This window comes from Microcoleus sp. Pol12B4, from assembly GCF_036701385.1.
Taxonomy (GTDB): Bacteria; Cyanobacteriota; Cyanobacteriia; order Cyanobacteriales; family Microcoleaceae; genus Microcoleus.
Genome location: NZ_JAUBQR010000130.1, coordinates 1 through 19,339, shown reverse-complemented (window position 1 = coordinate 19,339; position 19,339 = coordinate 1). Strand labels below are relative to the sequence as shown.

16 protein-coding genes and 2 pseudogenes are annotated in these 19,339 nt (G+C 45.9%); 10 read left to right on the top strand and 8 right to left on the bottom strand.

All coding sequences use genetic code 11. From position 1 onward, the window contains the following. Window positions 1–340 precede the first annotated feature (340 nt). On the bottom strand, window positions 341–1,819 hold the full coding sequence (locus QUA38_RS18000; protein ID WP_333164034.1) for a bifunctional orotidine-5'-phosphate decarboxylase/orotate phosphoribosyltransferase: 1,479 nt from the start codon (window positions 1,817–1,819) through the stop codon (window positions 341–343). Window positions 1,820–2,078: 259 nt separating this feature from the next. Here QUA38_RS18000 and QUA38_RS17995 point away from each other — a divergent pair, with 259 nt between their 5' ends. The 4 genes and pseudogenes from QUA38_RS17995 to QUA38_RS17985 all read left to right on the top strand — a co-directional run bounded on the left by QUA38_RS17995 (window position 2,079) and on the right by QUA38_RS17985 (window position 4,753). Then, window positions 2,079–2,183 (top strand): pentapeptide repeat-containing protein, encoded by a 105-nt coding sequence (locus tag QUA38_RS17995; protein WP_333164036.1) that lies wholly within the window; start codon window positions 2,079–2,081, stop codon window positions 2,181–2,183. Window positions 2,184–2,207: 24 nt separating this feature from the next. Beyond that, window positions 2,208–2,273 (top strand): annotated as a pseudogene (locus QUA38_RS29405) (pentapeptide repeat-containing protein); the annotation flags it as partial. A 97-nt stretch (window positions 2,274–2,370) separates the two neighbouring features. Further along, window positions 2,371–3,081 carry a DUF547 domain-containing protein gene (locus QUA38_RS17990; RefSeq protein WP_333164032.1) on the top strand — a complete coding sequence of 237 codons (711 nt, stop codon included), beginning with the start codon at window positions 2,371–2,373 and terminating at the stop codon, window positions 3,079–3,081. 1,093 nt (window positions 3,082–4,174) lie between these two features. Then, window positions 4,175–4,753, top strand: coding sequence for a hypothetical protein (locus QUA38_RS17985; protein ID WP_333164030.1), 579 nt, complete (start codon window positions 4,175–4,177; stop codon window positions 4,751–4,753). A gap of 408 nt (window positions 4,754–5,161) precedes the next feature. Here QUA38_RS17985 and QUA38_RS17980 read toward each other — a convergent pair whose 3' ends face one another. Further along, the gene (locus QUA38_RS17980; protein WP_333164028.1) at window positions 5,162–5,755 is read right to left on the bottom strand and encodes a Uma2 family endonuclease; all 594 of its coding nucleotides are present in this window, start codon (window positions 5,753–5,755) and stop codon (window positions 5,162–5,164) included. A 376-nt stretch (window positions 5,756–6,131) separates the two neighbouring features. On the opposite strand from QUA38_RS17980, the gene QUA38_RS17975 reads away from it, so the two are divergent. The 3 genes from QUA38_RS17975 to QUA38_RS17965 all read left to right on the top strand — a co-directional run bounded on the left by QUA38_RS17975 (window position 6,132) and on the right by QUA38_RS17965 (window position 9,719). Continuing rightward, window positions 6,132–7,532 carry a DUF2157 domain-containing protein gene (locus QUA38_RS17975; RefSeq protein WP_333164026.1) on the top strand — a complete coding sequence of 467 codons (1,401 nt, stop codon included), beginning with the start codon at window positions 6,132–6,134 and terminating at the stop codon, window positions 7,530–7,532. Between the two features lie 109 nt (window positions 7,533–7,641). Then, window positions 7,642–8,358 carry a GDYXXLXY domain-containing protein gene (locus QUA38_RS17970; protein ID WP_333164024.1) on the top strand — a complete coding sequence of 239 codons (717 nt, stop codon included), beginning with the start codon at window positions 7,642–7,644 and terminating at the stop codon, window positions 8,356–8,358. A gap of 236 nt (window positions 8,359–8,594) precedes the next feature. Then, window positions 8,595–9,719, top strand: coding sequence for a hypothetical protein (locus QUA38_RS17965; RefSeq protein WP_333164022.1), 1,125 nt, complete (start codon window positions 8,595–8,597; stop codon window positions 9,717–9,719). A 422-nt stretch (window positions 9,720–10,141) separates the two neighbouring features. Here the strand turns inward: QUA38_RS17965 and QUA38_RS17960 are convergent, their stop codons facing one another. Both QUA38_RS17960 and QUA38_RS17955 read right to left on the bottom strand, forming a co-directional pair. Continuing rightward, window positions 10,142–10,306, bottom strand: a complete 165-nt coding sequence (locus QUA38_RS17960) for a hypothetical protein (protein WP_333164020.1) — start codon at window positions 10,304–10,306, stop codon at window positions 10,142–10,144. A gap of 39 nt (window positions 10,307–10,345) precedes the next feature. Next, a complete protein-coding gene (locus QUA38_RS17955; protein WP_333164017.1) occupies window positions 10,346–10,474 on the bottom strand; it encodes a class I SAM-dependent methyltransferase in 129 nt (42 codons plus the stop codon). Between the two features lie 359 nt (window positions 10,475–10,833). Here QUA38_RS17955 and hemH point away from each other — a divergent pair, with 359 nt between their 5' ends. Continuing rightward, the gene (gene hemH / locus QUA38_RS17950; RefSeq protein ID WP_333164014.1) at window positions 10,834–11,997 is read left to right on the top strand and encodes a ferrochelatase; all 1,164 of its coding nucleotides are present in this window, start codon (window positions 10,834–10,836) and stop codon (window positions 11,995–11,997) included. A 194-nt stretch (window positions 11,998–12,191) separates the two neighbouring features. Here hemH and QUA38_RS17945 read toward each other — a convergent pair whose 3' ends face one another. Beyond that, on the bottom strand, window positions 12,192–12,803 hold the full coding sequence (locus QUA38_RS17945) for a DUF4126 domain-containing protein (RefSeq protein ID WP_333164011.1): 612 nt from the start codon (window positions 12,801–12,803) through the stop codon (window positions 12,192–12,194). 316 nt (window positions 12,804–13,119) lie between these two features. On the opposite strand from QUA38_RS17945, the gene QUA38_RS17940 reads away from it, so the two are divergent. Further along, complete coding sequence (locus tag QUA38_RS17940; RefSeq protein ID WP_333164008.1) at window positions 13,120–14,406, top strand: Glu/Leu/Phe/Val dehydrogenase; 1,287 nt, start codon at window positions 13,120–13,122, stop codon at window positions 14,404–14,406. A 457-nt stretch (window positions 14,407–14,863) separates the two neighbouring features. Here QUA38_RS17940 and QUA38_RS17935 read toward each other — a convergent pair whose 3' ends face one another. Together QUA38_RS17935 and leuB are read right to left on the bottom strand one after the other, a co-directional pair. Then, on the bottom strand, window positions 14,864–15,016 hold the full coding sequence (locus QUA38_RS17935) for a helix-turn-helix transcriptional regulator (RefSeq protein WP_333164005.1): 153 nt from the start codon (window positions 15,014–15,016) through the stop codon (window positions 14,864–14,866). Between the two features lie 330 nt (window positions 15,017–15,346). Then, complete coding sequence (gene leuB / locus QUA38_RS17930) at window positions 15,347–16,432, bottom strand: 3-isopropylmalate dehydrogenase (RefSeq protein ID WP_333164003.1); 1,086 nt, start codon at window positions 16,430–16,432, stop codon at window positions 15,347–15,349. A gap of 213 nt (window positions 16,433–16,645) precedes the next feature. On the opposite strand from leuB, the gene QUA38_RS17925 reads away from it, so the two are divergent. After that, the gene (locus QUA38_RS17925; RefSeq protein ID WP_333164000.1) at window positions 16,646–17,851 is read left to right on the top strand and encodes a DUF4336 domain-containing protein; all 1,206 of its coding nucleotides are present in this window, start codon (window positions 16,646–16,648) and stop codon (window positions 17,849–17,851) included. 206 nt (window positions 17,852–18,057) lie between these two features. Here the strand turns inward: QUA38_RS17925 and QUA38_RS17920 are convergent. After that, window positions 18,058–19,254, bottom strand: a pseudogene (locus QUA38_RS17920) (metallophosphoesterase family protein); the annotation flags it as partial. Window positions 19,255–19,339 lie beyond the last annotated feature (85 nt).

Sequence of the window (19,339 nt, the reverse complement as noted above, 5' to 3'; positions counted from 1 at the left end):
GGGACAAGAACTTACTCAAAGTCCCCCAACAACCAGGGGGATGCGAGGCGGATCTCCGAGGAATAAACAGTTTTAACCCAAGCGTATTGCCCCCAATGGGGGATTTTTTTTATGTTTAATTGCAGATAAACATAAAATCGTAGATACTGTCTTGGTCTGTCAAGGGGTAGCGTTCAAATAATTGGGGTCGAAACGCTTTTGGGATTCTAAAATCCCAAAAGCCAAATGCACTAACTTCCGATATCAGGGAAAAAGCGTACATTGAGTGGGGGCGGGTTGCTCAGATTATTAATTTTTGGCGATTATGGTTGGTAAAACTCTGCCCTAGAGGAATTAGGGTTTAATGTTCGGCTGTCAAAAGATTGAATTGCTCGGTATCGATGCGATTTGCTCGATACAAAACTTCAGCTATTTCCGAAAGCGCTAACACAGAATGTGCGCGATAACCATTGGCCTGCATCTTATCTTTGACTCCCTGTTCGTGGTCGATTAATACCACGATATCTTCCACATTCAAGCCAGCCGATTTTAACTTAGCTGCGCCTTCCATTACGCTTTTGCCACTAATCAAAATGTCATCGACTACGACAATCGTTTCTCCTGCCTGAAAATGCCCCTCAATCAATTTACCTGCACCGTAAGTTTTCACCTCCTTGCGCGGGAAAATCATCGGGCGTTCCATCCGCAAGGCTAAACCGGTTGCTGTGGGTAAAGAACCGTAGGGAATTCCGGCAATGCGATCGAATTTTAAATTTTTGAGAATGTCTGCATAAGCGCTGACAATTTGGTGGAAAATTTGGGGAATTGAAATAATTTTCCGCAAGTCGATGTAATATGGAAATACGGCTCCCGATGCTTGTACGTGATCGCCAAAAACTACGCAGCCGATGTCATAAAGTTGCAAGATTAAATCGCGGTGAGGTTCCGGTTGTAAAAAGCAAACATCCGGCAGCCACAATTCGCAAGTGGGACTACCTTCGATCGCCCGCAGCCTCTGTTTATTAATACTATCCCGCAATTTCTCAATTTCTCGGCGCGGCTCTTTCCCCGCTAATAAACTTGGGGGGACTGGCAGCAGCAAATCTTCACCATTCTTGCTTAAACCGGCCGCCAGCAGTTGGGCGAGGTCGTTTTCTTCTGTGAGGTCATTTTCTTCGCCGATGTCTCCTTCGACTAAAATTAGGCGTTCAGGAGCCTCTTTGCGGATGCGGGCTAACATATCCGGCAATACTCCTACTTCTAAACCGACTTTTTCGGGAGTTCCCCAAGTTTGAGAGAGTCGGACTAATTGCAAGTAAAAAGGGTTGTTTGGCGTCGGGTATTCTTGCACAGCCGCCGCTGACGGGTTGGCGGTGGCACAGAGGACAAAAACAGTTTTTCCAGCGTATAACAAAAATGGCGCTACTTGGTCGAATCCGGGATAGGGACTTAAAGTAATAGCGTCAACTCGCCAGTCTTGAAATACAATTTTGGCAAACACTGTGCTGGTATTTAAATCGCAGTGTTTGGCATCTAAAATTACTGGCAGGTGAGGGGGAATAATTGTTAAAATTTCTTGCAGCAATGCCCAACCGGGAATACCGAGAGATTGGTAAAAACCGAGGGTGATTTTGCAGGCACAGATTAAATCGGCTGTTTGGTCGATCGCACTTTTCAGCTTTGACAACAAATCAGTTACAAAAGTTTGAGTCTCTTCCCCAGTCATAGAAACCAGCGCGGGCAAGGTTTCCGGGTCGGGGTCGAGGGCTAAATAGAGCAAACTTTGATTTGTTTCAACAGCCGCTAACAGTTTATCGAAAAAGTTGGTTCGATCGCTCATAGTGTGTTATGGAGGTAAGGGGAAATTAAAAAATTGCAGATCAAAGTGGGATTGGTGTTATGCCGGAAGAAACCGATCCCCGTTGAAATTGAAAGTAAGAATCTTTTAAGATTGTAGAATGTAAAGAGCAGGAAATCTGTAACTTAGGGAGCAGTTTCATAGGGAATAATTTTCGGTTTGGCTACACCAGTGATTGCACCTAACCCCCCAGCAAATCAATTAGTTGTGGTAAACTAACCAGTGTCCGGGCGGCGATTTTATCGGCATTCGCCTGCGGTACGCGAGTTTAGCAAATGCGAATTTGCAAGGGGCAGATTTGAGAGGATCAAATTTTAGGGAAGCTAATTTATCGGGCGCAAATTAGAGCGGGGCTGCTTGGCGGTAAGCTAATTTACAAGGTACTAATTTTACTCAAGCTAATTTAACCAGAGCCCGTTTGAGGGGGCTAATCTAAAAAATGCTACCGTTGCAGGTGTTATTTGGGTTGACGGTAGTATTAAATAGAAGCAGAAGCTAAAGCAATGCCCGCCTTATATTAGGGATAGTAATAAATGATCGGTACGATCGACTTTACGATTTGGGACGAGTTGCTGCAACGCTACGTTGACGATTTAGGCAGCGTCAATTATCGGCGCTGGAAAGCTGAGGGGGCTGATGTTTTGAGGGCGTGGCTGGAAAGTTTGGCCGATGTCGATTTGGCGGATGGTACTGATGCGGATGCGCGGCTGGCGTTGTGGCTGAATGCGTATAATGCGATCGCAATTTCTCAAGTTCTGGAAGTATATCCGATCGCGTCGATCCGTCCCAAAGTTTTGGGAATTCCCAACTGGCTGAGTTTTTTGGATTTTTTCACTCGTTCAAATACGATTATTGGCGGCAAAAAGTACAGTCTCAATCAAATCGAACACGCAATTTTGCGGCCGGAATTTGCGGAACCGCGCATCCATTTTGCATTAGTTTGCGCTTCTGTCGGGTGCCCGCTGCTGCGCCGGGGGGCTTATTTCCCGGAGTCGGTACGGACTCAGCTAGAAGCGGATGCCAGCCGTTTTATTCACAATCCTGATAAGGTGCGATATGATGCCGAGAAAAAGACGCTTTATTTGAGCAAGATTTTTAAGTGGTACGGCGAGGATTTTGTAAAGGCGGCGGGTTCGGTGGCTGAGTATGTGGGCGGTTATTTGGGGCCGGAGGCGGCTGTGGGTGATGGATGGGCGATCGTTTTTTTGCCTTACGACTGGAATTTGAATCGGGTTGATGGATAAAATTTGCGCCTAGGGGTAGGTGTTTTTTTGAGGGGGTAATTTTTTTCGGCTGTCGTTACCCCTTCAAATTGCCAGATTCAACAGGGTGATCGGATGACTCCGAGGCAACGCGGCGATCGGACGGCTGGCACTGGTGAGGGTTAAGAATGCGGTGATTTAGGGCGGTGGTGGCGTGTTTGGGGTGATTGCACATCTGCCACGGCAGGCAGTGCCAGAATCGCACCCTAAGCACGGCAGGCAGTGCAACAGGTGGCACTGTCTAGCGGTAAGGTCTAGCGGCAAGGTCTAGCACGGTCGGATACCTGCCCTGGTCTAGCGCGGTCGGAGCGGTGGCACTGCCTGCACAGCGTGGGGGTATTTCGGGTTGTGGTAATCAACAATTGCCCTATACCCCCCTTAAGGAAAACTCGATGTCTGAAACCCTTATAAATCAAGGAAATCTCTGCACCGCAAATTTTTTCACCAGACACCACCTAAAACATAGTCAAACCATTACACCGTATATATCCTAGCCATTGTATCAGGCTAAATCTAAAAATCGGTTGCGTTGCTTTACTATTGAGAATGGAGTCAATAACGGTCGTCTGAAACCCGCATTCTCTCGTTACCCCTAAAACGGGTGTTTTTGAGGCGATCGGAAAATTGGAGCGGTGGCGGTCTAGCTTTTTTCCGTCACACACTCACCTGAAAACTGAGTGCTTTTTTAAAAACTGGATATGAGGGGGTGAGGGTGGCACACAGAGAGCGGTGAGTTCGCGGTGAGGGCGATTTGGAGATGTCAGAGAGGCTGGCACAGGTTTTTATGTAACAATACTCCGGACATTTTTTGAGACAGAGGCTGAAACCCTTATTCTGCCGTTAGTGATCGAAAACTGTCCGGACTATTGATGAAAGATATGTAAAGAGTTGATGTTTAAGTATTTTCACTGTAGACACTGAATTGAAAAAGGTTGAAGATGCGTAAAGGACTTGTAAACGAAATTTACGACTTTTTTCTGACCTTTTTCTGACCTTTTCTGACTGCCAAGCTTTATACCAGCCGATTAGGGTATAAGAGCGAGAAAAAATTTTAACCAACTGCGAGGACAAAGACATGGCTACTTATAAAGGCACAAGCGGAAAAGACTATCACAGGCATAGGGGTTCGGAAAGCCTTCATGCCAACGGTTATGGAGGGAATGATATCATTCATGGCAATACTAACGCGGATTATATTTATGGAGGTACTGCTGATGATTTCATAAATGGTTGGGGTGGCGATGATAATTTATACGGTGACGCTGGTAATGATGTGCTAGAGGGAAGTGATGGTGATGATAGGTTATGGGGTTCTACTTCAATTACTTTCAACAACGGTACATATTCAACTACCTATAACAACGGTGAATATGATGCCTTAATTGGAGGTACTGGCTACGATACATTTGTTCTAGGCTACGGTCACGGAAACTTTTATCGGGGAACTGGTCACGCTATAATAAAAGACTACAATAGCGCGGAGGACTATATCGAACTTAAAGGAAGTGCGAGTTCTTTTCGTCTTGATAAAACTAGAAATTTGGTAGGAGGTGCTGCCTACGATACACAAATATATAGTGGAAATGACTTGTTAGCAATAGTTCAAGATACCACCAGTTTACAGTTAACCAAATATTACTTTAAATTTGGCTAGCCGTGGGTAGGGTTGCCACTAGGCAACCCTACCTCTATTTTCATCCAACATAGGCTGAAATCCTGACCTAGCCGCTACTCAAGGCTTGTTCAAAAGTGGCTTTGAACACTTTATGTATTTCGGTATGGCTGAAAATAGGGTTGGTGCATTTATTGTTGGTTAAGGGTTACAGGGCTTAGGCGGGGAAATATGGTTTTCCCCGCCTAGATTTATTTAGCAAAGTAAGGTTGATGATATTCTCACGTCACTATCTAAAAATGGTGTGACTGTTAGCGAAACTTACAGGTTGCAATCAACCTAAATCCCTATCAGGGATTGAAACATGGCCTCAATCAGGTTGAGGGTGGAGATTTTTACTAATCGGTAGGTGGTTAGATGAATGCTAACCAATTAGCTATTGATCCGCCCTTAAACCTCTCCACTCAAAATCTGTTGAACCGTCAAACTTAGCTGTGGAAACATCGGAGATACGATCGCCTCCCCATCCCGAAATCCCCCAACCTCAACATATTGCCCATCCTCAAGCCGCAAAACCGTCACAACTTCTTCAATTGGATCGATAACCCAATACTCTGCAATGCCCCGCGCTGCGTACTGAGCTCGTTTGCGCTCGTAATCCCGATCCCTGCCCACTCTACCCGGACTCACTACCTCCACAACAAACCGAGGAGGCAGCATATCGAAAGTGATAGTTAGCCTGGTTGCTGTCAGCGGAATATGTTCAGGTTCCAGAATTATCAAATCGGGGTAGCGGTTGGCCGCATCTCCCGATCGCAAAACGGCAACTTGAACCTCGCAATTATGCGTTTTAATCAGCCTGAGTGGCACTAGCCCCCTGCTAGCAAGATAGAAAAATAGATAGTTAGCAATGAAATTATTAGGTTCAGATTCTGGTGGCAAAGCTATTAACTCCCCATCAATTAACTCATAGCGTTGACCCGTATCATTTGAGTAATTAAGGTACTCGTCAAAAGTTAATTTTTTAGATTGAGCTTGTACCATAATATTACATTCCTTGATTTATTCGTTTCTTTCTGCTGGGAGTTTGTTTATGTAGAAACGGTTTCAACAGCCGAAGGATATCAATCAAATCTGCTGTGCAAGTTCAGCAGGTGTCCCAGCCTCCATCGACAATCGACGCACAAGTGACATATTAAAAACTATCACAGTTCAAATCCAGTACGGTTCAGTTAAAACTGTTTATTCCCCGGAGATCCCCCTAAATCCCCCTTAAGAAGGGGGACTTTGAGTAAGTTCTTGTCCCCCCCTTAAAAAGAGGGACTTTGAGTAAGTTCTTGTCCCCCCCTTCTTAAGGGGGGCTAGGGGGGATCGGGCTTAACTACACCGTATTGAGTTCAAATCCTCTGGAATATAAACAATGATTTCAGATAAATTTCGGCGCGAGTTGCGAGAACAAGCCAAACTCTGGCAAGCAGAAGGACTCATCGACACTTCATTCTACCAACAACTTTCCGAACGCTACCAATTCAACACACTCGAAACCGCCTCCCGCAACCGATTCCTCACCATTCTGATGAGTCTCGGCGGCATTCTCCTCGGTATAGGAGTCATCACCTTTGTAGCGGCAAACTGGCAAGTTTGGTCGCGCGAAGTGAGAGTTGCACTGCTGCTAAGTCTTTTCGTAGCAGTCAATGCAGCAGGTTTCTATCTGTGGCGAATTCCCCCATCCCGAAGCAAAAACTCCCATCCCAATATGCCCGCAACAAAAGGGCGAAACAAACTCCTAGGTGAAGGATTGTTGCTATTAGGAGCTCTGATTTTAGGAGCAAATATGGCATTGATGGCGCAAATGTTCCATATTGGCGGTTCTTCCTACGGACTTTTCCTTGCTTGGGGAATCGGCGTGCTCGGAATGGCTTACAGTTTGCGGTTGACTTCCTTGGGCGTTTTGTCCGCACTTTTAATCGGTTTGGGCTATTGGCTGGCGGTGTTAGATTGGTCTTCCAAAGTCGAGTTTTCTTGGCTGGAAGTTTTGGTGCGGCAAATGCCGATCGCAGCCAGTATAATGTTTGTGCCGCTGGCTTATTGGTGTCGATCGCGTGCTATTTTTGCCATAAGTGCGATCGCGATAATTTTTTCCCTACAAGTTTCTATCGTCCAAGGCTTAAATCTAACCTGGGGTACAGCAATTTTTTGCGCCCTACCGCCCGCTTTGCTGTGGGGATACGACGATGCAATCTGGCCGAAGGTACGCAGCAAGCTGTTTCAACCTACCGCCCGCAGTTTAGCACTGCTGTTTCTCGCCAGTTTATTTTATTTTCTTTCTTTCCACTGGTTGTGGCAAGATTCGCCGAATCCTGCGCCAACTAAGCCGGATTGGGTTTTGCTGGCAAATGTGGCTGTTTTGGGCGGTTTCACGGTGTTTGAGTGGCTGCGCTTGGGACGTTTGGAACTGCGGCGACCAAAACAAAATGGTGTGGATTTGAGTACAGGTGCGATCGGCATTTTAATCCTCGCCAGCGCCTTAATACCGCTTTTTCACCTCAATTTTACGCCCATTCCTCAATTAGCGACTTTTCTGTTCAATGTTTTCTTATTTTTGCTCGCTGTCGGCTTAATCCGAGAAGGTTTAGCTTTAGGAAACCGCCAGACTTTTTGGGGAGGCATGGTATTAATCACCCTGCAAATTATCAGCCGAGTGTTTGAATATAATACAGGATTGTTGCTCAAATCTTTTGTATTTGTTTTGTGCGGAATAGGCGTAATTGCTGCGGGTTTGTGGTTCGAGCGCCACTTCGCAAAAATCCCCGATGAATAGGAGCATTCTACTATAGTGCGATCGTCCCCTTTGCACTGCACTGGGAAGATGATTATGCCGATTCAAAGCTCAACGATATTCTTCTGCGAACCAATTCCCAATTCCCAATATGAACACCGAAAATCCAGATTCAACAGATCAAAGTTCCGAAATAGCAGATACCAGCGCTAATCCCCCATCATTCACCCTTCCCCCCGCTGCGAAACGCCTACCCGCGTGGCGGCTGTGGGTTCCTTTGCTGCTGCAAATCGGACTAATTGCCGCCGTACCCGCAACCGCAGTTTACACTTTTATTACTGGCAAAACTGTTGTCCTGCAAACAGCACCAGTAGACCCTTACGACTTTTTGCGCGGATATTACCAAGTTTTGAGATATGATATTTCCGATCTCACAAATCTCCGAAAACTCCCCGGCTGGAAAGATTTACCCACGGAAAAAATATATTGTCCGCCCGCAGTTTTTTGTCCACAAAATACGCACAATGTCAAGCCCCAAACCAGTTTTTATGTAATCTTAGAAGCCCCAAAAGCCCCGACTAATTCCGGCCGGCCCCAAGCTTGGAAACCCGTCCGCGTCAGTCTAGAAAATCCTGGCAATTTGCTTGCAAATCAAATCGCTATTAAGGGCAAATATAACGGTTGGCAGATGGAATACGGCTTAGAAACTTATTATATGCCAGAGGATGAAAGGGAAAAAGTCAATCAGGACATTAGCGAAGCTCAAAGGAAGCAACGACAATCATTTTTGGTAGAAGTAAAGGTTGACAAAACAGGCCATGCTGTGCCTGTGAGTTTGTGGGTGCGCGATCGCAATTATCGATTTTAGCCAAAAAGGGCAAAAGGTCGATCGACCTTTTGGTCTTGTTTTGAGTATTTTTGCTGAGACAGAGGTGGAGGTTGGGCGATTCCCTACCGCAACGGACTCGCACCCGCATTCGGTATAGCTTCGCTGGCGCAGACATTTCAATTGCCGACAACCCAAGAGAATCTATTAAGATATATAAGACTTGTGCAAATCTTGCCTATTCAAGGGCGCAAGTCATGACTCTACTGGAGCTTCTCATGTTAGCCGAGCTAATCTCTGCCAGACGAATACTCAAGACCAAACTCCTCCACTTCTTAGGACTTCCTGAAAATTGCCAAGACAAAACAGATCATCTCGTCAACCGAATTGTATCCCTGCTGGAAGCAAATCCAGCCGAACAAGAAAGATTTTGGGAGACATTCAAAAGTGAATTAGCCGTCGATCCTGCTGAATTAGAAGCAATGCTCAAGTGTTCGCCAGCAGAACGCCAGCAGTGGATTGAACAAGACAAACTCCCTGTTCTAGAATACCGCTCTTTCCGCAAATCAGGAATCCATTTAGAATATCCCGTTCACGACAGAAGATTGATCTTAAGTCTAACGCCAACCGATATTAATAATTGGCGCCAAGAACCCAAAGGGCTGATTAAAAATAATCACCAAATACCTCCCCCCATCAATATAGAAAACCCCGCCGAAAACGAACAATCGCGAGTAGCTTTCAGTTCAGCTTGGGAAAAAATCATTGCCGACTGGAAAGAACAAGGTTCGGCGGAAATTTCAGCAACCTTCCAGCTAGCTTACTGGACAGTGTGGGCGTCGCGTTGGGCCAAAGAAAACCAGCTCAACAGCTTTAAAGCAATTAATAAATATAAGGAAATCTACGAAACTCACCAGCAGCAATGGTACCAGCGAAAAAATCAAGCAGTCAAGTTACTGATTGAAATGCCTTACGCCATGCTTTACTTCTACCGTCCGGCGGATGCTGACAAATTATATCTCGAACTGTGCGACGACCACCAGGAAATGATGAAAGATGGCTACTATTGGGACAAGTGGGATTTTTTCTATCAGAACCGCAAACTTGTAAATAAGTGCCGCGAATGTGCGTACTCTGAAACCAAAGATTATTACTCGCTTTACTATCTGGAAATCAAGAGCGACAAGTTTCCCGATTTTAGTTTTTCTTTCCACACGCCGTACACCATCGGCAGAAAATTTTTGCCACATCCAGAAACGTTGCCTTATGTAGACCACGTAGAACAGGACGGTATTTTTCGCTTTGGCCGCCCCCTGCTGGAACAAGAGAAAGTTATTCACACCGAAAAGGATGTATTGCTCAAGTTTGAGGCTGCTTTGGCAGCAGCGAAAAAGTTTGTTTAGTTAGGAGTCATTAGTCAGGAGTCATTAGTAGACTTATTGCAGATTTTTTGAGTGCTAGGGAAACCGCAGATCAACGCATATCAACGCAGATGCTTTTCCAGAGTGTTGGCAAGAAAAGGTAATTTTGTATACTAATGACTGTTGACTAATTATATCAAATTTATTCTCTTTATCTGCGTGAATCAGCGTCAATCCATTGTTATCTGCGGTTAATACCTTCTCTTTTTTTCACCGCAGATGAGGGCAGATAAACACAGATAATAAATTAGATCGATTCTGGTTGCACCCTCGGTGATTGTTGACCCTTCGGCTTCGCTCAGGGCATGGCTGTTGACTGGATTTGATGCGCGACGATGCTGCCGAATTTGAGATGACTTTTGAACTTGGATTACTTGAATGCTGCAGCTCGCATAAATTTTGGGTTATTGAGCTTCTTTAAAATTGTACGATCGCCATTCTACCTTTGCCAACAAACTTTCCAAGTCAGTTTCGCTCAACTTCCATGCAGTTTCAGTCTCAAACAACCACAAAAATACAGCCAACCCTGGCAAAAATAACGGATTTGTGGGTAGATTAAAATCTACCAAAATGAATAGACCACTGTACTCGATCGCGCGCTACACTTCTTAAAAGATTTGTCGCAACTGTGCCGATCGCATTTCGTGCATCGCAACGCTGCTGTCTACCAAGTCAAACTGACAGTCGGCAAAAGGCCTCGACTCGGCAAAAGCTTCTACATAATTGGCTGATGGCACATTTTTCCTGGTCGGTTGCAGAGATATTGGCGCAGCGTCAACTCCTGTGACATCCTAGGAATATTGCACCAGAAATTGCTTAGTTTGACCGCTACCGCAGCAAAGGTCTAAAACTTTAGCTTCGGCGCTGACGGTCAAATTTTCTCAGGCTAGCAGGCCCAAACGAGCATTGCCGCCTACGCTCACTCGCAGCTAGACGCGCGATCGCATCCTAGAGCCACTGATACCGATAACTTAAATCTCTAAAAAATGTTGCCACAGTCAAAATTATGTATACCTTGCTATCGACTTAAGATATTATTAAGTTATATGATAAAGATAAGTAACAGAACTGAGACGATGGGAGAGCTGTAACCGCTATGGGTCGTGTGGGAGTATTGCTATTAAACTTGGGCGGGCCAGATCAAATCGAGGATGTCCGTCCTTTCCTGTTCAACTTGTTTGCTGACCCGGAAATCATTCGCATTCCGTTTCCGTGGATGCAAAAACCGCTCGCCTGGTTGATTTCGACCCTGCGCTTTCAAAAATCCCAGGAAAACTACCGCCAAATCGGGGGCGGCTCTCCTTTGCGGCGGATTACCGAGGAACAAGCGGCTTCGCTGCAACAACTCTTGCAAGAAAAGGGACAGGATGCTCGGGTTTACGTGGGGATGCGTTACTGGCATCCTTTTACCGAAGAGGCACTCGCTAAAATTAAGCGCGATCGCATTGAACATTTGACCATTTTGCCGCTGTATCCTCAATTTTCCATCAGCACCAGCGGTTCTAGCTTCCGGCAGCTAGAAGAAATGTGGGGGAAAGATCCAGCTCTCAAGGATATCGAATATACCGCGATTCCTTCTTGGTATCAGCGGCCAGGCTACATTCAGGCAATGTCGGAATTGATTGCCCAAGAATTGGACCACAATCCTGATCCCGATCGAGTTCACATCTTTTTCAGCGCCCACGGCGTCCCCCTCAGCTACGTAGAAGAGGCTGGAGACCCCTATCAGCGCGAGATTGAAGATTGCACTCGTCTGATTATGGAACATTTGAACCGATCAAACGAACACACTCTAGCTTATCAAAGTCGGGTTGGCCCGGTGGAATGGCTCAAGCCTTATACCGAAGACGCCATTACCGAATTGGCAGAAAATGGAGTGCAAGATTTGTTGGTAGTTCCGATTAGTTTCGTTTCCGAACACATCGAGACTCTACAAGAAATTGACATGGAGTATCGGGAATTAGCAGAAGAGTCGGGGATTCAGAATTTCTACCGAGTGCCAGCCCTGAATAGTCATCCAGTGTTTATTGAAGCCTTGGCCGATTTAGTCATTGAGTCGATAGAATCTCCCAGCGTTAAATTCTCGGATGTTATACGCCCTTCCAAGACAGTGAAAATGTACCCTCAAGAGCAGTGGGAGTGGGGTTTGACGACGGGGGCTGAAGTCTGGAACGGTCGTGTGGCGATGATTGGTTTTGTGGCACTATTGCTGGAGTTAATTACGGGTCAGGGCCCGCTACATTCGATCGGATTGCTTTAAATTGACAGTTGACAGTTGACCGTTGACTGTTGACTGTTGACTGTTGTTACAAATCACTAATGATATCAAATCCGTTGGGAGCGGAATTATTCATCTCTTTCTTCTCAAACTCAGCGCCCTCTGCGGTCTCTGCGGTTAAATCATTCCGAAACAACCGTAAACGATATGATTAATCGCCAATAACTAATCAATAATTAATCAGGATCGTGCTTGCGACGGCGGGGATTTCCCCTATCGCCCGGTATTCCCTGACTTTTGTACCAGCGATACCACTCTTTAGAACTGCGAATTGCCAGCCACAGCAGCATCATCGCAACTAACCCTCCCTGCCGCGGGGCGTCAAAGGCAAACAAAACCAAGGAAATGCACAGAACATCTTGGAGGAAAATCACCCAAATCGGCAAACCCCGCAGCCGATAAAACCATCCTGCTTGTACCAGTTGCAGCACTAAAGCCAACAAACCTCCGACAATACCAATTATCCACAGCATCCAAGGGTGAGCAATAATTTCATCGATCAAACTTAATTGAGCGATCGTAATTCCCATAATTGCTCCTACAATGGGGCTGAAAATAATTTGCACAATTTGTAGCACCCGCTGTCCCACAAAAGTTTTAGAAGCAAATAACTCTAAGAGCGACCAACTCACCAAGATGGTGATAGCCACTTGGGGGGGGACCCCCGACAATAAAGGTATTTCTGACCAAAGTTTGTCAATCCGCAACAAACCAATTAACAGCAGGGGCAGGGCAATTCTCATACCCCCTGCCGCAGACGCAGAGAGTGCGGCTAGGAGTCCAACCATAATAATAATTCAGTTTCTAACGTCAGCTAAAGCCTCGATCTATTTCAGAATTTAATTCCCCTGATGGCTGGCTGTAATTTGAGCAATCGAACTCAAATTGCGGCTTGAGGTTAAATATCACCTTCTATTGTAAGTGTATCTGCTTAATCGCTGCTTGGCACTGCGAGATTATCGATCGACACAAGGTAGTTGACTGTTGTCAGAAGAAAGGAGGCAGCATTCAACCAGGATTGTGATTAAATTAGCTTAAGCACTCCAAGCCTTCTTCTCTTTGACAACAGTCAACTAACAACAGTCAACAGTCAACTAACTTCTTATGTCTGATTCATTATTTGCCGATGCCAGTCGCCGATTAGAACGAGCCTTAAAATATGTGTCCCTTTCCGAGGATACGATCGAACGGCTGAAATATCCCAAATCCAGTTTAATTGTATCTATTCCCGTGCGGATGGACGACGGTTCCCTGCGAATTTTTCAAGGTTATCGGGTGCGCTACGACAATACCAGAGGTCCGTCTAAAGGAGGAGTTCGCTATCATCCGGGAGTATCCCTTGATGAAGTGCAATCCTTAGCATTTTGGATGACTTTTAAATGTGCAGTTTTGAACTTGCCTTTTGGAGGAGCCAAGGGCGGAATTACTCTCAATCCCAAGGAATTGTCTAAACTGGAATTGGAACGGTTGAGCCGGGGCTATGTCGATGCGATCGCAGATTTCATCGGCCCCGATGTCGATATTCCCGCGCCGGATGTCTACACCAATCCCATGATTATGGGTTGGATGATGGATCAATACAATATTATTAAGCGGCAGCTTTCTCCAGCGGTGGTGACAGGAAAACCAGTGACAATTGGTGGCAGTCTGGGCAGAGATACGGCAACAGCAATGGGTGCTTTTTTTGTAGTAGAAACTATTTTACCCAAATTTGAACTCAATCCTCAAGATACCACTGTAGCAGTACAAGGTTTTGGTAATGCAGGTGCCGAAATAGCTGAACTGCTCTGGAAAGCAGGTTACAAAGTTGTTGCTGTCAGCGATTCCCAAGGGGGGATTTATGCTAAACAAGGGCTGGATATCCCCAGTATCCGACGCTTTAAAGACTCTAACAAAGGTATCAAAGCTCTTTACTGTGAAGGCTCTGTTTGCAATATTATCGAACACGAAATCTTGACAAATGAGCAACTTTTAGCATTAGATGTAGACGTGCTAATTCCAGCCGCTTTGGAGAATCAAATAACGGAAGCCAATGTTAATGATGTTAAGGCTAAGTTTATTTTTGAAGTAGCTAACGGTCCCATTGATTCTGCTGCTGATTTGATTTTAGAAACGAGGGGAATTCACGTAATTCCTGATATTTTAGTTAATGCCGGAGGCGTAACGGTTAGTTATTTCGAGTGGGTGCAAAATCGCAGCGGACTTTATTGGACGCTGGAGGAAGTCAACCAGCGGTTAAAGCATAAAATGGTCGAAGAAACAGAAGCAATTTGGAAAGAATCTCAGGAATTGTCAGTTTCCATGAGAACTGCTGCTTATGTGTACGGGTTAAATCGACTCGGGGAAGCGATGAATGCGAAGGGAACGCGGGATTATTATGTGAACGGTTGAGGGAACTGCGGTAAGATTGTGCGATCGCACAATCTTACCGCAGTTATTCGAGAAGAGTGCAGTCTACGAACCGACTTGGCAAAACTTAGATCGGAATAGGGAAATTTTAGGTCTGCACGCAGCAGTTTATTTGACCGCGACTTTGCTATTGCAGAAGCGGAAAGATATTTTAAAATAAAGATTTTAAATAGAGAGAAATGTGTTAATTTTTACAAACTACCTAATTGTACAAGACCCGCAGTTATCATGTAGGGGAAACCACCGGAGGATTACCCCGAACAAACACCATATTGCGAGATCATGCTTAAGTTTGGATCTTGCACTTTTCTAAATCAATCGCCGCTGCACAATACGGGCATTTTTTTTAAGAGGGGAAGAGAAGAGACGATCGCACTTTTTGATTAGACATGGAATAGGTGCGATCGGTGTTACTTTTGCTATTGCTTATTTTGCTTTGTTAATCTACCAAATCGTCTAAGGAAAGCTTCAGGAGGTCGCACAAAACTTTCGTTTGTTCGAGATAAAGTTTTGGAATATGTCTACCCGCTTCCCAATTTTTTAGAGTGGTTACATTCACCTCCAATTCATCCGCAACTTGATGCTGCGTCAATTAGCAGCCTATGCTGGTCTAACTCAAGCGCGATCGCACTTCTGAAACTTCAGTTAAAGGCAGAACTCGTTTCTCTTGTACTGGAAACGTCCGACGAAAAAAGGCGTTGTATCTGCAGGATGTAGTCGATGCCTTGCAACCCGTTACTCCAACCGACTCGCTGTGCGATTATGGGGTAGTGGAAAGGTCAAAATGCAGGTAATTGATGCACTGATATCGGAAGTTTCTGCATTTGGCTTTTGGGATTTTCAAATCCCAAAAGCCTTTCGATCCCAATTATTTGAACGCTACCCCTTTACAGGTCAAGACAGTATCTACAAAATAAATAGATCAACCTTGCAAAACTTCAATTAAAGCATTGCCCATCGCCCGACAGCCGACGAGTTTCATGCCTTCCGACATGATATCACCAGTGCGATAACCTCGATTCAAAACTTCGACAACTGCTTGCTCGATTTTATTAGCAGCTTCCGGCTGATTTAAGGCGTAACGTAACATCATTGCCGCACTCAAAACTTGGGCGATGGGATTGGCTTTATCTTGTCCGGCGATGTCTGGTGCGGAACCGTGCACGGGTTCAAAAACTCCCGGCCCGCTTGCTCCCAAACTAGCAGAAGGCAGCATTCCAATACTACCAGTTAGCATCGCCGCCGCATCGGAAAGAATGTCGCCGAATAAATTGCCGGTGACAATTGTATCGAACTGTTTCGGCCAGCGAATTAACTGCATTGCTGCATTGTCAACGTAGAGGTGAGAAAGTTCGACATCCGGGTATTCTGAAGAAAGGGCAATAATACGATCGCGCCACAGTTGCGAAACATCCAAAACATTCGCTTTATCAACGGAACACAGCCTTTTTCCCCGCTTCCTAGCCGTCTCAAAAGCGACTCGCCCGATTCTGTCAATTTCCGACTCGGTATAAGCCATCGTATTAACACCCCGTTTTTCGCCTGTTTCCGTCTCAAAAATACCTTTCGGTTTGCCGAAATAAATACCGCCTGTGAGTTCGCGGATGACCATAATATCTACGCCTTCGACAACTTCCCTTTTCAAACTAGAAGCATCAACCAATTGCGGTAAAATAGTCGCCGGACGCAAATTTGCAAACAATCCCAATCCAGCGCGCAGTCCTAATAATCCCGTTTCTGGGCGCTGTTCGCGGGGCAAATTATCCCACTTGTAACCGCCAATTGCTGCTAACAATACTGCATCGCAGTCGCGGCATTTTAAGAGTGTTTCTTCTGGCAGCGGATTGCCTGTTGCGTCAATAGCAGCGCCGCCCATTAAAGCTTCTTGAAATTCAAAGCCGATGTCCAATTGTTGACCGACAAGTTTCAGGACATCTACCGCCACAGCGATAATTTCAGGGCCGATGCCGTCTCCTGGTAAAAGAGTGATGCGGTAGTTTTGAGTCATATCTACTAAGTTGAGAAATTTTTGCGAGCTTATCATTGTATCAGGACAAGCTAGCTAAAAATTCATTCTCGATCTCTTAGTCCGCAGAGGCAGACTTCGTTTGACTCTATGCAGCAGTTTCAACAGCCGATTGATCAAGACGATAACTTAATCTATAACTAACAATAGTTCGATCGCACGCACGTACAAAAAAATCGGCAAGGAGTCGCACCAGTGGCAGAGGGCGAAGGCATACCAACATCAGCACAGATTGATTCTCGGGACTATTCTTGGGCCTTTTGGCCAGTCGTCCCCCTCTATCCCTACAGCAAGCGGCGCACCATCCGCAAGGAAATAGTTAAAGACACAATCTGGACTTTTGACCAGCTACAAGGCATTTTCTACGTAGTCGTCCCGATTCGGATGACAGTAATTAAATTAGAACCCGAAGGCCTTCTCGTCTACGCCCCCGTTGCACCCACTCCTGAGTGCATCCGCTTGGTAAAAGAGTTAGTAGCAGAGCACGGCGAGGTGAAGTACATCCTGCTGACAACGGTTTCCGGCATCGAGCACAAAGTTTTTGTCGGCCCCTTTGCGAGGTGTTTTCCCGAAGCGCAGGTGTTTGTCGCCCCGCAGCAGTGGAGTTTCCCCGTGAATTTGCCGCTGAGTTGGCTGGGTTTGCCTGCCAAACGCACCTCTATACTGCCCTTTGACAGCAGCAACACCCCGTTAGCCGATCAATTTGACTGGGCAATTCTCGGCCCCCTCGACCTCGGTTTGGGCAGATTTGCTGAAGTTGCGTTATTTCACAGGCGATCGCGCACGCTGATGTTAACAGATTCCATAGTTTCCATTCCCGAAAATCCGCCGGCGATCGTCCAACTCGACTCGTACCCGCTGCTATTTCACGCCAAAGACAGCGCCTCGGACACGATGGCAGACACCCACGAAAATCGGCGCAAAGGGTGGCAGAGAATCGCCTTATTTGCCATGTATTTTAGCCCCAGCGTGCTGGAAGTGCCGCCGTGGTCGGAGGTATTTGCCAGCGCGCGCAAAGCGCCAGAACGCTCAAGAAAAGCTTATTTCGGGTTGTATCCGTTCAAGTGGAAAACACATTGGGAGCGATCGTTTGAGGCTTTGCGGGGAGGTGGGCGGTTGTTGGTAGCGCCGATTTTGCAGACTTTGATTCTCAACCGCGCGCCGAGGGAAACTCTCGATTGGGTGGATAAAGTGGCGACTTGGGATTTTCAAAGGATTGTACCTTGTCACTTTGATAGTGCGATCGACTCCCGGCCGCGTGAATTTCGGCAAGCATTCTCGTTTCTGGAAAAACACTCGCCTGTTAATTCCTTACCCGAAGACGATTTTAAATTGCTCAGGCAGATTGATGCGGGTTTGAATAAAACTGGTTTGGTTCCGCCTGGGAAAGAGAAGGTTTAATCCTTTGAGTTCACAATTTTTTCGATTTCCACTAACTCCCCGATCCCCCCTAACCCCCCTTAACAAGGGGGGGACTAGAGTCTTCAAAGTCCCCCTTCTTAAGGGGGATTTAGGGGGATCGAGACTTGGATATAAACGAGAGAAATAGAGGGTTTTAGTCTTAAGTTGAGACGCTTTAAACACTGCCCTGTCCCTACTAAATCAATTTACGAATTTCTTAACTTAAACTCATCAAACTTCACCACTTCCGACTCCGGTTTCCGCGTATCAAAATAGTAGCTACTCACAACACCACTACCCGTATCAAAAATAGTAAAAGCCGTAATATCATTGCTATCAATATACGGCAGCGGCCGCCCGTCTTGTCCCAACAAAGGCGCAACAGTCGGCACCACAGGTTCCAATCCGTTCGGGTCTCCAATTGCGCTGTAATCTTCCCGATATCCCGGCGGCACAAATCGGCGCTTTTCCCCCGCAAAAGCACCGTAACTGTTGCCCACATTAGAAGTCTCTAAAAAGTGCATTCCCCTGGAACTTACAAATCGATTCCACAAGTGCGAATGTCCGTAAAATACCAACTGCACCCCCGCTGTTTCTAGTAGCGGCACTACATCCCCAATCAGATAATCTTGCTGTTTCGGATACTCGTAACGCACCATTTTAATCTCGCCATTCTCAGCGCGATCGACTATTTGCACAGGGTCAGTATAAGCAGGTACAATATTGTCACCCAGAGAATGCGGCGGGTGGTGAAACATCACAATTTTATATTTTGCCTGCTGGAATTCCGAACTCTTTAACTCTTGTTGCAGCCAAGTATATTGAGCACTGCCCTTGACGATCGGCTCAAAAATATGCTGTCCGTATCCCCATTTTTCGGGATTATTAAAATCTTCGTCCCGTTCGCGATACCTGCCCCTCGCACCCGGATCTAAATTCGGAGTCCGCCAAATATTAGTAACATACAAAGTAACTAACCGCACGTCGCCAAAAGTCACAGCATAGTAATTTTTGCCTCCCGGTAAAGTGAAAATTTCGTCATAGGTATCGCTATTAAAAGTATTATTTTTGAGCCACATTTCGCGCACTGAAGAGTCATGATTTGGATTCAAGTATCCAGCATTGAGAGCGTATATTTTCTCGGCAGCGGCGCGGGGGAAAGGATCATTAAATTGGTCACCAAGTGGGCTGTTGGTTGCAAAGCAACCCATAATTTCGTGATTGCCAATGGCGGGGAATAAAGGCGCGTGTTGGATCAGTTCGCCGCCGCTGTAAACTGTTTTGATACCGTTTTTGTCCAGTTCGGAAAATGCGCGACCTTGCAGAGCGGGAAAGAAGGCGCGGCCTTGGTAGTCGTCAAACCATTCAGAAGCGCGATCGGGTATATTACAGCGGATTCCGCTGTAATGAAGTACAACAAAATATCATTGTTGTAGTCAAACCTAATGAAAGCGTATTCTCTCGATCTCCGGCAAAAAATAGTGAAGG